General features: G+C 61.8%; 14 protein-coding genes and 2 tRNA genes. 9 read left to right on the top strand and 7 right to left on the bottom strand.

Annotated elements, in window-relative coordinates; all coding sequences use genetic code 11:
• The first annotated feature begins 62 nt into the window (after positions 1-62).
• The 3 genes from ACTIEN_RS14470 to ACTIEN_RS14460 all read left to right on the top strand — a co-directional run bounded on the left by ACTIEN_RS14470 (position 63) and on the right by ACTIEN_RS14460 (position 1,863).
• Positions 63-1,298, top strand: a complete 1,236-nt coding sequence (locus tag ACTIEN_RS14470) for a sulfite oxidase (protein ID WP_439523854.1) — start codon at positions 63-65, stop codon at positions 1,296-1,298.
• Positions 1,299-1,305: 7 nt separating this feature from the next.
• Positions 1,306-1,644, top strand: a complete 339-nt coding sequence (locus ACTIEN_RS14465; RefSeq protein WP_439523853.1) for an aldehyde dehydrogenase — start codon at positions 1,306-1,308, stop codon at positions 1,642-1,644.
• 149 nt (positions 1,645-1,793) lie between these two features.
• A tRNA-Gly gene (locus ACTIEN_RS14460) sits at positions 1,794-1,863 on the top strand.
• A gap of 10 nt (positions 1,864-1,873) precedes the next feature.
• Here the strand turns inward: ACTIEN_RS14460 and ACTIEN_RS14455 are convergent.
• Entirely contained in the window at positions 1,874-2,413 is a 540-nt protein-coding gene (locus ACTIEN_RS14455) for a YaeQ family protein (protein ID WP_439523855.1), read from the bottom strand.
• Between the two features lie 186 nt (positions 2,414-2,599).
• Here ACTIEN_RS14455 and ACTIEN_RS14450 point away from each other — a divergent pair.
• The 3 genes from ACTIEN_RS14450 (at position 2,600) to hisH (ending at position 3,995) form a co-directional block, all read left to right on the top strand.
• A tRNA-Gly gene (locus tag ACTIEN_RS14450) sits at positions 2,600-2,674 on the top strand.
• A gap of 94 nt (positions 2,675-2,768) precedes the next feature.
• A complete protein-coding gene (gene hisB / locus ACTIEN_RS14445) occupies positions 2,769-3,356 on the top strand; it encodes an imidazoleglycerol-phosphate dehydratase HisB (protein ID WP_439523852.1) in 588 nt (195 codons plus the stop codon).
• A gap of 3 nt (positions 3,357-3,359) precedes the next feature.
• Positions 3,360-3,995 carry an imidazole glycerol phosphate synthase subunit HisH gene (gene hisH, locus ACTIEN_RS14440; RefSeq protein WP_439523851.1) on the top strand — a complete coding sequence of 212 codons (636 nt, stop codon included), beginning with the start codon at positions 3,360-3,362 and terminating at the stop codon, positions 3,993-3,995.
• A gap of 32 nt (positions 3,996-4,027) precedes the next feature.
• Here hisH and ACTIEN_RS14435 read toward each other — a convergent pair whose 3' ends face one another.
• Positions 4,028-4,411 carry a DUF2147 domain-containing protein gene (locus ACTIEN_RS14435; protein ID WP_439523850.1) on the bottom strand — a complete coding sequence of 128 codons (384 nt, stop codon included), beginning with the start codon at positions 4,409-4,411 and terminating at the stop codon, positions 4,028-4,030.
• Between the two features lie 138 nt (positions 4,412-4,549).
• Here ACTIEN_RS14435 and hisA point away from each other — a divergent pair, with 138 nt between their 5' ends.
• Positions 4,550-5,272, top strand: coding sequence for a 1-(5-phosphoribosyl)-5-[(5-phosphoribosylamino)methylideneamino]imidazole-4-carboxamide isomerase (gene hisA / locus ACTIEN_RS14430; RefSeq protein ID WP_439523849.1), 723 nt, complete (start codon positions 4,550-4,552; stop codon positions 5,270-5,272).
• On the opposite strand, the gene ACTIEN_RS14425 is transcribed toward hisA, so the two are convergent.
• Together ACTIEN_RS14425 and ACTIEN_RS14420 are read right to left on the bottom strand one after the other, a co-directional pair.
• Positions 5,269-5,721: a DUF302 domain-containing protein gene (locus tag ACTIEN_RS14425; RefSeq protein WP_439523848.1), complete on the bottom strand. Its 453-nt coding sequence runs from the start codon at positions 5,719-5,721 to the stop codon at positions 5,269-5,271. The genes hisA and ACTIEN_RS14425 overlap by 4 nt on opposite strands.
• 86 nt (positions 5,722-5,807) lie before the next feature.
• On the bottom strand, positions 5,808-6,566 hold the full coding sequence (locus ACTIEN_RS14420; protein ID WP_439523847.1) for an SDR family NAD(P)-dependent oxidoreductase: 759 nt from the start codon (positions 6,564-6,566) through the stop codon (positions 5,808-5,810).
• Positions 6,567-6,650: 84 nt separating this feature from the next.
• Here ACTIEN_RS14420 and hisF point away from each other — a divergent pair, with 84 nt between their 5' ends.
• Together hisF and ACTIEN_RS14410 are read left to right on the top strand one after the other, a co-directional pair.
• Positions 6,651-7,412: an imidazole glycerol phosphate synthase subunit HisF gene (gene hisF, locus ACTIEN_RS14415; RefSeq protein ID WP_439523846.1), complete on the top strand. Its 762-nt coding sequence runs from the start codon at positions 6,651-6,653 to the stop codon at positions 7,410-7,412.
• Entirely contained in the window at positions 7,409-7,714 is a 306-nt protein-coding gene (locus tag ACTIEN_RS14410; RefSeq protein WP_439523845.1) for a phosphoribosyl-ATP diphosphatase, read from the top strand. The genes hisF and ACTIEN_RS14410 overlap by 4 nt, the downstream gene beginning before the upstream one ends.
• A 101-nt stretch (positions 7,715-7,815) precedes the next feature.
• Here the strand turns inward: ACTIEN_RS14410 and ACTIEN_RS14405 are convergent, their stop codons facing one another.
• The 3 genes from ACTIEN_RS14405 to ACTIEN_RS14395 all read right to left on the bottom strand — a co-directional run bounded on the left by ACTIEN_RS14405 (position 7,816) and on the right by ACTIEN_RS14395 (position 11,805).
• Positions 7,816-8,283: a CoA-binding protein gene (locus ACTIEN_RS14405; protein WP_439523844.1), complete on the bottom strand. Its 468-nt coding sequence runs from the start codon at positions 8,281-8,283 to the stop codon at positions 7,816-7,818.
• 188 nt (positions 8,284-8,471) lie between these two features.
• Positions 8,472-9,530: a DUF2235 domain-containing protein gene (locus ACTIEN_RS14400; protein ID WP_439523843.1), complete on the bottom strand. Its 1,059-nt coding sequence runs from the start codon at positions 9,528-9,530 to the stop codon at positions 8,472-8,474.
• Complete coding sequence (locus tag ACTIEN_RS14395; protein WP_439523842.1) at positions 9,508-11,805, bottom strand: xanthine dehydrogenase family protein molybdopterin-binding subunit; 2,298 nt, start codon at positions 11,803-11,805, stop codon at positions 9,508-9,510. The genes ACTIEN_RS14400 and ACTIEN_RS14395 overlap by 23 nt, the downstream gene beginning before the upstream one ends.
• Positions 11,806-11,846: the final 41 nt, after the last annotated feature.

The following is an 11,846-nucleotide window of genomic DNA, read 5'->3' as shown; positions in this document are numbered from 1 at the left end:
GGAACCGACAGAGATTTCGTTCGTTTCCCCAGTATTCACTTTGTTGAAGGGAGGGAAAATCAATGAATGATGATGCACAAGACCGGCAAGACCACGAAAACGAGGGCTTCGGGCGCAGGGCATTCCTCGGAACTTCGGCGCTCGGCCTTGCAGGTGGACTGCTTGGGGCCGGAATACCGCTTCAAATGACTGCGACCGGAGCGCTGGCGCAATCCGGCGTTCTGGACGGTAAGGACAGGCTGGACCTTCTAAATGATCGCCCGGTCAATGCCGAAACACCGGCCCATCTTCTGGACGATGAGATTACACCTATTGACCGCCACTTCATCAGAAACAATGGCGTCGTGCCTGCCGAGACATCGGCCGAGGGCTGGACGTTGAGCATTGACGGTTTGGTAGATTCTCCGATGGAAATGACGATCGACGAGCTTCGAAACAATTTCGAAGTCGTCACGATGGCGCTGACACTGGAATGCGGTGGCAATGGACGCGCCTTTTTCAATCCGCCCGCGTCGGGCAATCAGTGGACCTATGGCGCGGTGGCCTGTTCAGAATGGACGGGTGTCCGACTAAGGGAAGTTCTTGAGGCCGCCGGTGTTCAAGACGGCGCGATCTATACTGGCCATCACGGAGCAGACATGCATCTGTCGGGTGATCCCGAGCGGTCGCCTTTGTCGCGCGGCATTCCAATCGAGAAGGCAATGACCGACAACGTGTTGATCGCCTTCGAAATGAACGGCGAGGCGCTGCATCCGATGAACGGTGCGCCCTTGCGACTTGTGGTACCGGGCTGGCCGGGATCGTGTTCGCAAAAATGGCTCACCCGCATCGAGGCGCTGGACCAGTTGCATGACGGCACCAAGATGGGGGCACCGTCCTATCAAGTGCCAGCCTATCCCGTGGCACCTGGAACTGAAGTGCCGCTTGAGGATTTCGAGATCATCAACGCGATGCCGGTCAAGTCGCTGATCACCTATCCGCAGGATGGCGCGGATGTGGGTACCGAGTTCGAGGTAAGAGGCCATGCCTGGGCCGGGGATCGCATGATTCAGCGGATGGAGATCTCGACCGATTACGGCGAAAGCTGGCAAGAAGTTGAACTGGACGATCCGGTCAACGATGGGGCATGGCAGAATTGGCGCGCCTCCGCGTCGGTTCCCCAAGCGGGATACTATGAAATCTGGGGTCGTGCGACTGACAGTGATGGCGTTATGCAGCCCCACGCCATCCGCTGGAATCCGAAAGGATACCTGAACAACTCCTTCCACAAGGTGGCCCTGCAAGCAGGAGATCGGTGAGTCAGACATGATCAGGACCGCAATATTTTCGGCAGCGTGTCTCGGCTTGGGCCTGACCTGTTCCGCGACCGCGCAAGACAGCGATCAGAGCAACGTCGTGGCTGACATCGGCGATGTTGGCGCTCTCTATTCAGCGGAAGGCGCGGGTGTGACTTACGACTACTGCGCGTCTTGCCATTCGACGATGCTCATTGCGCAACAAGGCCAGACACGAGAAGGATGGGACGAGCTTTTCGAATGGATGGTCGAGAAACAAGGTATGGAGCCGATCCCGGAAGAGGATCGCACCAAGATTCTCGATTATCTTGAAACGCACTACAACACGGACCGTCCGCACTTTCCTTAGGTGTGGCTGCCTGATGTGGGGCCGGTTTAATGATCGGCCCCATTGACTGAACGTAAATGCGGGGGAAAGCATACCCGTCTCCCCCAAATTTTCCTCCTGCACCCCGCAGCAACAGACACTAAATCCGCCCCTACCAGATTGGCAGCGCGGGCGTAGCTCAGGGGTGTAGAGCATAGCCTTGCCAAGGTCAGGGTTGGGCGTTCGAATCGCCTGCCATAGGCATTACACCCTACCCCTTCCAAACCTCCGGCGTCACATAGACCATCCCCTCGTCCACGCTGACCATGACGTCGCCGTCCTGGATGTTGACCTGCATCTTCATGGCACGGCTGGCCAAACCGGCGAGGGCTGTGGTCTCGGCCTCGGGCAGGCCCACGACCGACAGGTTGTCGAACCGGGTGGTGCTGCCTTTGACCTTGTCCCACCAGATCTCGGTCGGACGGCCGCCATAGGCGTAGACGACAACCTTGCCCGCCTTGGCGCTGGACTGGCGCAGCACTTTCTCGGACGGCAGGCCGAGGGCGATCCAGACGTCGAGCTCTCCGCTCAGGCTTTTCTGCCAGATGTCCGGCTCATCATCGGTCGACAGGCCCTTGGTCATCTCCAGATACTCGTCCGCATTGAGCGCAAAGGCCACGAGGCGCACCATCAGGCGTTCGTCGGTCTCGGACGGGTGTTTGGCCACGGTCAGTTTGTGGGTTTCGTAATAGTGGCGGTCCATGTCCGACACGGTGAGTTCGACTTTATAAATGGTGGCATTTTGCGCCATGACAGGCCCCGGCTTTTCAAGGATTGGCATGCCTACTGCGTCCGGGGGCGGTGCGAAAGCAGATAAACCCGTTGTCGCGGATTGAGGCGCCTCTTGGTTCGCGGAAGCGACGGTGCATACAACCCGAATTTTCTTCTTGCACCCTGCCCCGACACACACTAAATCCGCCCCTACCAGATTGGCAGCGCGGGCGTAGCTCAGGGGTAGAGCATAACCTTGCCAAGGTTAGGGTCGGGCGTTCGAATCGCCTCGCCCGCTCCATCGGTCTCCTTTCCCACCAGTGACATCCACACCCCCACTTGGCGGGGCGCTTTGGCGCGCCTATAAGGCCGCGACACCATGAAGGAGAGGCGATATGCGCAGCGCCACAGTGACCCGCACCACAGCCGAGACCAGGATCACCGTTGAGGTGGGTCTGGACGGCACCGGGCAATACGACAACCAGACCGGGGTCGGGTTTTTCGACCACATGCTGGACCAGCTTGCGCGCCATTCGCTGATCGACATGACAGTGCGCTGCGAGGGCGATCTGCATATCGACGACCACCACACGGTCGAGGATGTGGGCATTGCGCTGGGTCAGGCGTTGACGCAAGCCATGGGCGACAAGCGCGGTATCGTGCGTTATGGCGCGTGCCTGTTGCCGATGGACGACGCGTTGGTGCGCGCGGCGCTGGATTTGTCGGCACGGCCCTTCCTTGTGTGGAACGTCGATCTGCCGACCGCCAAGGTGGGCACATTCGACACCGAACTGGTGCGCGAGTTCTTTCAGGCGTTCGCCACGCATGGCGGCATCACCCTGCATGTCGACATGCTGCACGGTGTGAACAGCCACCACATCGCCGAGGCCGCGTTCAAGGCGGTGGCGCGCAGTTTGCGCGATGCTTTGGAGGTCGACCCCCGCAAGGGTGATGCGATCCCGTCCACCAAGGGGGCGCTGTAACCCGTGCTGACGGCAATTATCGACTACGAAAGCGGCAATCTGCACTCCGCCGAGAAGGCGTTTCAGCGCATGGCTGTGGAGGTCGGCGCGGGATCGGTCGTGGTGACAGCAGATCCCAAAGTGATCGCGGGCGCCGACCGCATCGTGCTGCCCGGCGACGGCGCCTTCCCCGCCTGTGCGGCGGCCCTGCGCGCGTCGGGCGCGTTCGCAGCGATGGTCGAAGCGGTCGAGGTCAAGGCGCGGCCCTTTCTGGGCATCTGCGTCGGCATGCAGCTCATGGCCCGCGAAGGGCTGGAATACACGCCCACCGACGGTCTGGGCTGGATCGACGGCGTGGTCGAACGGATCACACCCGCGGATGCGGGCATGAAGGTGCCGCATATGGGCTGGAACGATCTGGTGATTGACGCCCCCCATCCGGTTCTGGACGGTGTCGAGACAGGCGAACACGCCTATTTCGTGCATTCCTACCAGATGCGCGTCGACACCCCGTCGCAGCGCGTTGCGCATGTGGAGTATGGCGGCGATGTCACGGCTGTAGTGGCGCGCGACAACATGGTGGGCTTCCAGTTCCACCCCGAGAAAAGCGCCGCCACAGGGTTGCGGATGATTGCCAACTTCCTGCGCTGGCAGCCCTAGGGAATGTGCCGGGCGGATGCCCGGCCTCTAATTCAGTTCACGCGAGACCAGGTCTGCTTCGAACAGAGCAAACCGCCCGCCACACAACCAGACAGGTCAAGCTGATCCCCGCGCATCTGCATCTTGCCCATGTAGATCTTGTCGTTGGACGGTCGCCAGACCTTGCCTTCATACTTGCCACCGCCCTGCGGCACCATGTTGATGACCAATGTCTTGCCGGTGTTGGGCGACTGGAATTCGCCGGATGCGTTGAAGCTGCGCGCGATGACGCCACAGATCATGTCACCGCAGGGCACCATGCGGATATGGGCATAGCTGCCGTCGTCGGGCTGGGTCTGCCATGTGCCTTCGACCGGGTCCGCAACCGCCGCACCTGCGGCGAGCACCAGTCCGGCTATCCAAACTGTCAGTTTCATCTCTGGGTCTCCTCCCTCTGAGTGATGGTCAAACCCTGACCGAAGGTCGCACCCCCGATCAAGATTGACGCAAGGTCGCGTTGCATGTGCCGTTCCGTCATGTCAAAGCGCGGGGGCATTTTGACCGGAGTTCGCGCCATGATCCTCTATCCCGCCATTGATCTGAAAGACGGACAGGCCGTGCGCCTTTTGCGCGGTGACATGGAGAAGTCCACCGTGTTCAACGACGACCCGGCGGCACAGGCGATGGCGTTTGTGGAGGCGGGCTGCGAGTGGCTACACCTCGTGGACCTGAACGGCGCCTTTGCCGGTGAACCGGTCAACGCGGCGGCGGTCGAGGCTATCCTGGAACGGTGCAAGGTGCCCGCACAACTGGGCGGCGGCATTCGCGACATGGCGACCATCGAGCGCTGGCTCGACAAGGGTTTGCAACGGGTGATCCTTGGAACAGTTGCGGTCGAGAACCCCGATCTGGTGCGCGAGGCGGCGCGCGCGTTTCCCGGCCATGTCGCCGTCGGCATCGACGCCCGCAATGGCCGCGTGGCGACCAAAGGCTGGGCCGAGGAGACCGACGTCATGGTGACCGATCTGGCAAAATCCTTCGAGGACGCAGGTGTGGCAGCCATCATCTACACCGACATCAACCGCGACGGCGCGATGCAGGGTCCGAACGTCGAGGCGACCGCCGACTTGGCGCGCGCGGTGTCGATCCCCGTCATTGCCTCCGGCGGTGTGTCCTCTCTCGACGACCTGATCGCGCTGCGCGACTGCGGCGCGCAGCTTGACGGTGCGATCTCGGGCCGGGCGCTTTATGACGGCGCGCTCGACCTGACAGAGGCCTTGGCAGTGCTGCGCGCCTAGTTGGTAGCCGCGTGCGTGAACCGCGCCAAAGCGCCGGTCATGGTCTGAAGATAGCCCGCATCCTCGGACACGCCGCCCAGCTTGCCCAGCATTGCGGTCGGGTCTTCATAGACCACCTTGGTCGCCCCCATGGCATCCTCGAACACCAGAACCTTGAGCGGCAGATAGAGCCCCGCCAACGGATCGTCCTTGATCGCGGGTGTGCCGACCTGCGGATTGCCGAAGATCAACAATTGCATGTCGCCCACATCTTCGCCGATGGATGTGGCGCCTGCCCCGTGATCGACTCGCGCGAAAATGGTGATGCCAGCCTCCTCCATCGCTGTGACCATGGCATCGACGGTATCGCTGACGCCCATCGCGGCGTCCTTGCGCATCAGGCCATTGTCACCGGCTGGTGCAGCGGTGGCAGCCAGCGCAAGGCTGGCAGCAAGTATCATGTGTTTCATCGGCATCCTCATCGGTTGTATGACGCAACGGTCGGTCAGATGGGCGTCACATGATATGCACGTTGACGTGAGGGACGCGTGACCGATCAAATGGACCCGGCCTCCACCATGAAATTGCTGGCCGTACACATGGCGGCATCATCGGACGCAAGAAACAGAACCATCCGCGCCACATAGACCGGGTCGATCAGATCGGGCAGGCACTGGTTCTGCCGATGCGCCTCGAGCGCCTCCGGCGTGGCCCAAAGCTCTTTTTGCCGCTTGGTCATGACCCATCCGGGCACCACGGTGTTGACGCGGATGCGATGATCCCCAAGATCCCGCGCCATGGTTCGGGTCAGCCCATGGACCGCCGCCTTTGCGGTCACATAGGCGGGCATGTTGCCAACCGCCTCCCACCAGCTATTCGAACTCATGTTGATGATCGCCCCATTGCCTGCATCGATCATGTCCGGGGCCACGGCCTGAATGGCAAAGAACATGTGTCGCAGGTTGGTCGCCTGCCGCTCGTCCCAATACTCCGGCGTCACGTCGCGCCAGTCATGCCGGTCGTCGCGCGCGGCATTGTTCACCAGCACCTGCGCCGGTCCCAGCTTGGCCTTCAGCCTGGTGAACGCGTTCTGAAGCGCGGGGATGTCGCGCAAATCGGCTTGTTCCCACGCGATGGTGCCGTCTGTCGCATCCACCAGCGCCTGCGCGCCGTCGGCATCCAGATCTACAAATCCCACCTTGGCGCCCTGCGCGGCAAAGGCCGTGACGATCTCGGCCCCGATGCCAGACGCACCTCCGGTGACGAACACGGTCTTGCCGGAAAGGCTGGGGTAGCGGGCGAAATTGTCTGACATGGGAACCTCCGATTTGTCGACCCGAGGCATAAAGCGCATCAGGCAGGCTTCACAAGCGCCGATCTTCGGGGTACGCGACAGGGCATGTTGAAGACCCGCATCATTCCCTGTCTCGATGTCGCCGATGGCCGCGTGGTCAAGGGCGTCAATTTTGTCGATCTGCGCGACGCCGGTGATCCGGTGGATGCCGCCCGCGCTTATGACGCGGCGGGCGCGGATGAGATCTGCTTCCTCGACATCCATGCGACCCACGAAAACCGTGGCACGATGTTCGACGTGGTCACCCGCACCGCCGAGCAATGCTTCATCCCGCTGACCGTGGGCGGCGGCGTGCGGACCGTGGCGGATGTGCGCGCGCTCTTGCTGGCGGGGGCTGACAAGGTGTCGTTCAACTCGGCCGCTGTCGCCAACCCGGACGTGGTGGCCGAGGCCGCCGACCAGTTCGGCAGCCAGTGCATCGTGGTCGCCATCGACGCCAAGACAGTCGCGCCAGACCGCTGGGAGATTTTCACCCATGGCGGGCGCAAACCCACAGGCATCGACGCGGTGGCATTCGCCAAAACCGTCACCGCCAAAGGGGCCGGGGAAATCCTGCTCACCTCGATGGATCGCGACGGCACCAAGGCCGGGTTCAACCTGCCGCTGACGCGCGCCATCTCGGACGCCGTGGATGTGCCTGTGATCGCAAGCGGCGGCGTCGGCACGCTCGATCACCTGGTTGAAGGTGTGACGATGGGCGGTGCCAGCGCCGTGCTGGCCGCGTCGATCTTCCATTTCGGCGAATACACGATCGGAGAGGCCAAGGCTCACATGGCCGCCGCTGGCATCCCGGTGAGGTCGACATGACGCTGGAAGAACTTGAACAGATCGTGGCCGCCCGCGCCACCGCCCCCGCCGACGAAAGCTGGACCGCAAAGCTGCTTGCCAAAGGCCCGGGGAAATGCGCCGAGAAATTCGGCGAGGAAGCCATCGAAGCGCTGATCGAAGCGGTCAAGGGCGACAAGGACCGCCTGACCTCCGAAGCCGCCGATGTGCTCTTCCACCTGCTGGTCATGCTGAAATCGCGCGACGTGGCTCTTGCCGACGTGATGGCGGAACTGGACCGCCGTCAGGGCCAATCCGGATTGCAGGAAAAAGCCAGTCGCTGACGGCTTCTTTGGGCCTCAAATACCTCGGGGTTTGGGGCAGAGCCCCAATCGTTTCCGTCGACGGAAACGTCACGATGCGTTCTCGCATCCTGTGCCCAGCCTCAAAGCTTGGACGAGATCACACCCGTGTTGAACCCACCCATGCGCAGCTCCCCGAACAGCCGTTGGTATTCGATCTTGGGACAGCGATTCATGATCACGTCGACGCCTCGCGCCTCTGCCCTGGCAGCGGCCTCGACATGTTCGACACCGATCTGCATCCATATGGTCTGAAGGTCGGGAAACTGCTCCAGCGCCTCATCCACGATGGGCGGGACCGCGTCAGAGCGACGGAAGATGTCGACCATGTCAACGCGCCGGTTGATCTCTGACAGGCTGCCGACGATCTCTGCACCAAAAAGCGTTTTGCCGACGTGGCCGGGATTGACCGGAATCACGGTATACCCCTTGAGCGACAGGTAGCGCGCGACATAATAGGACGGGCGCACGGGATTGGTGGACACGCCAACCACCGCCACGGTCTTGGTCCGGGTGAGGATGTCGCGCAAATGGGCATCTGAATAGGTCATGTGCATACCCTAGACCGCTCTGACAAAAAGAAAAAGCGCCCAAGGAGACCTTGGGCGCCAGTGTTGGAACGAGGGACAGTGAAGGTGCTGCGGGTGTTCCATTCCCGCGCTCCTACAGTATGAGGTAGGCATGATTTTTGGTCTTTAAAGGGAAAAATCGGGCCTTTTGGTCACGTCTTTGTCAGGTCTCAGGGCGCAAGCGGCTCGCGCACAGCCTGCGGTTGCGTCATATGCAGCGACTCGTGTACGCGCTCTGACGGATCGTGACCCATTGCGCGGTGCCGACGATACAGAAACAGCTTGCCCCAACCCTTCCAATTGCCGGATGACGGCGCGTGTGCATCCTGCGGAAACCGGTTCTGCCACCCCTCGGGCAATGGAAGACCTTCGATCTGCGCCCGCTCAAGCATCCAGACCAACGGGATGTTGGCCAGAGGGCGGGCGTCTTCGTGGCCGCGCAATTGCCCGCCGATATCTCCGTGAACACCTTTGAACCAGACCTGCTCGACCCGCCCCGTCCAGCCCGGCGGGCAGGACCACAGGACCGGCTCATAGGCCATGCGGCGTTCATGATAGGCCAGCGCATGCAAACCGCATTTGATCGACTGGCCAAGCTGATCGTTGTGGAAGGCATGTTTGTCATTGGTAAAGCGCCACAGGATCGGCAACCGTATGCCCAGCGCCTTGACCGTATCCCAGACCCCGACAACCGAGATCTCGGGCACCGCGGTGCAGTAGAGCGCGGTAAAGTCCCGCGCCACGGTGTTCTCCGAAGGATAGCGGTACAGACGATAGGCTTGGCGAACATTGCGTTCGGTCGCGTGTTCGGCCCGCAAGAGGCCAATCTCGTCAATCACTCCGGCAAGCGATCGCACTGCATAGGCTCCACGGGAATACCCGAAAAAGAAGATGCGATCACCGGGCAAGTACCGTGAGGCCAGAAACCCGTAGGCGCGGCAGATCTGACGGTTGATGCCCCGCCCGACCACGATATCCGATGCGCTGCGCCAGTCGGACCATTGAAGACCGGATTCATAGTAAAGCGACAGGTCGCCCTCGACCTCTTGAAGCAGCCGGAAAAGACGCCCTGCATTTGTTTCGCACCCCGGTTCGAGCGAAGACAGCGTGCCGTCAAGGATGATGACATGATCGCGCGGACCACGCCGCACGGAAACCTGCGACTGGCCCGCGGCAAATCGCCTGCGGAACCAGCCAAGAACGGTGTCACTCAGCCGCGACGCGCGCATCCTGCAACATGCCCCAGACCCGTTGCGGAGTGAACGGCATGTCCGCCTGCCGCACGCCGCGCGACCACATGGCGTCCTGCACCGCGTTCGCCACAGCGGCCAGAGCGCCGACGGTGCCTGCCTCGCCACAGCCCTTCATACCCATCGGGTTGGTCTTGGACGGCGTCGCTTCGGTGGTGAATCCAATCATGGGAATATCATCGGCGCGCGGCATCGCGTAGTCCATGAACGTTGCCGTGAGCAGCTGTCCGTCCTCGTCATAAACCACCCGTTCGGTGAGCGCCTGCCCCAAGCCCTGCGCCACCCCGCCATGCACCTGACCTTCGGCCAGCATCGGGTTGATGAGGTTGCCGAAATCGTCCACGACCGTATAGCGGTCCACGGTCACATGGCCGGTGTCCGGGTCGATCTCGACCTCGGCCACATGCGCCCCATTGGGGAAAGATCGCGCATCAAGAGTGCCGGTTGCGTCAAAGGTCAGCAGCTCGGTACGCCCGGCCTCACGGGCCATCTGCGCGACTTCGAGCATGGTCGGCGTGACGTTCGATGTGCCGACACGGAACTGTTCGTCATCAAAACTGATCTCGCTTTCCTCGACGTTCTGGCTTTCGGCCAGGAACGCGGTGAAGGCGGTGATGATCTTGTCCACCGCCGCCAGCGTCGCGGTGTTCTGGATTGTGACCGACCGCGATCCGCCCGTGCCACCACCCCGCGCGATCAGGTCACTGTCACCCTGAACAAAGCGGATCTTGTCGGCGGGAATGCCTGTCTGGTCCGACAGGAATTGCGTGAACACGGTCTCGTGCCCCTGCCCGTTGGATTGCGTGCCGACATAGATCGACGCGCCACCATCTTCGTCGAACGTGACCTTCACATCCTCCATGGGTGCACCAAGAATGCTTTCGATGTAGTAACACAGCCCCATGCCCCGCAGCTTGCCTTCGGCTTCGGACGCAGCGCGGCGGGCATCGAACCCCGCTCGGTCGGCAAACCCTTCGGCGCGGGTCAGAACGCGGTCGAAATCGCCCACGTCATAGGTCTCGCCTGTGGTTGTCTTGTAGGGAAACTGGTGCGGCTTGATGAAATTGATGCGTCGCAACTCCCACGGATCGACGTCCAGATCGCGCGCCGCGCGATCCATGACGCGTTCCAGCAGGTAGATCGCCTCGGGCCGACCGGCCCCACGGTACGCGTCGACCGGCGTGGTGTTGGTATAGACGCCCTCGACCTGCAACCACGAGGTCTGAACGTCATAGGTGCCCATCAGAACCTTGGAAAAGAGGCTCGTCTGAATGGCCTGTGCGAAATGCGAATTGTAGGCGCCTAAATTGGCCACGGTCTGCACCCGGTAGGCGGTGATGCGGTTGTTCTCGTCAAAGGCCAGTTCAGCGGTGTGACGCAGGTCGCGGCCCGCATTGTCCGACAACATGCCTTCGGTGCGCTCTGACATCCAGCGCACGGGACGGCCCAGCATCTTGCAGGCGATCGCGGTCAGGAAGTTTTCGGGATGCGGCATCGCCTTCATGCCGAACCCACCGCCGGTATCGGGATTGGTGACGCGGATGTCCTCTTCGGCCATGTTCAGCACACGGGCCATTTGCGTCTTGTGTTCCCAGACCCCTTGCGCATTGACCGCGAAATGAAGGCGGTCGCCCTCCATCTCGGCATAACAGCCACGCGGCTCCATCGCGTTGACGATGATGCGGTTGTCCTCGACATCCAGGCTGACGGTGCGGTGCGCGGCATCAAAGGCGGCCTTGGTTGCCTCCTCGTTCCCCATGCCCCAGTCAAACGCCCGATTGTCCGGGGCTTCGGCGTGCAATGCCGCGCCGCCGGACGCCAGCCCAAGGTGGGCCGGTTTGTCGGTGTACTCGAACATGATCAATTCCGCCGCGTCGCGTGCCACATCAAGATTGTCCGCCACGATGAAGGCCAGCGCTTCGCCGACATGGCGCACGGTGTCTGTGGCCAGAATGGGCCGGAACGGGGATGCGCCGGTGGTGCCATCCCGGTTCGGCACAGTGGTGCCCCAGAGCCCTTGTGTGAACCCGGCCTCGGTCAGATCGGCAGCGGTCAGAACAAGATGAACCCCCGGCACGTCCCGCGCGTCACTGACATCAAGCATGTCGATGCCGGCATGTGCGATCGACGCACGAAACACATACCCCCTCAGCGCGCCTTTGGGTGCGATATCATCCACATACCGGCCCGTCCCATTAAGAAAGCGAATGTCTTCAACCCGTTTGACCGGTTGTGATTTTCCGAATTTTTCCATCTCGTCCTCGCGCGCTTGTCCCCTGTCGTCTTGCGCGGGAC

This window comes from Marivita sp. (genome assembly GCF_051859345.1).
GTDB lineage: Bacteria > Pseudomonadota > Alphaproteobacteria > Rhodobacterales > Rhodobacteraceae > Marivita.
This window is presented reverse-complemented; position numbering and strand designations above follow the sequence as displayed.